The sequence below is a fragment of the Pseudomonas frederiksbergensis genome (assembly GCF_003732665.1).
Classification (GTDB): domain Bacteria; phylum Pseudomonadota; class Gammaproteobacteria; order Pseudomonadales; family Pseudomonadaceae; genus Aquipseudomonas; species Aquipseudomonas frederiksbergensis_G.
The window spans coordinates 1-492 of record NZ_MOBP01000125.1 but is presented as its reverse complement, the minus strand read 5'-3'; the positions used below and the strand labels follow the sequence as shown (position 1 = coordinate 492).

Genomic DNA, 492 nt, shown 5'->3' with positions numbered 1-492 from the left:
GGCGCCTGCAACTGCTGCTGATCGCCTTCTGCTTCGGCGCGTTCTTCGAAGGCGCGGCCGGATTCGGTACGCCGGTGGCGGTGACCGGGGCGATTCTGATCGGTCTCGGCTTCTCGCCCCTGGCCGCATCGGGCCTGGCGCTGATTGCCAACACCGCGCCGGTGGCCTTCGGCGCCCTCGGCACGCCGATCATCACCCTGGCCAAAGTCACCGGGCTGGATGAAATGGAGCTGTCGATGATGGTCGGTCGGCAACTGCCGTTTTTCTCGGTGCTGGTGCCGTTCTGGTTGATCTGGGCCTTCGCCGGCTGGCGCAAGATGCTGGAAATCTGGCCGCCGATTCTGGTGGCCGGGGTCAGTTTCGCCGTGCCGCAATTCATCGTGTCGAACTACCACGGGCCGATGCTGGTGGACGTGATCGCCGCGCTGATTTCCATGGCCTGCCTGACTGGTTTCCTCAAGGTCTGGAAACCCGCCACCGTGCACACGTCAG

At 64.6% G+C, this 492-nt stretch carries 1 protein-coding gene; it reads left to right on the top strand.

Annotated elements, in window-relative coordinates; translation table 11 throughout:
• Window positions 1-492, top strand: a 492-nt coding sequence (locus BK665_RS33445) for an L-lactate permease (protein WP_148053289.1), incomplete at both ends; no start/stop codon positions are given.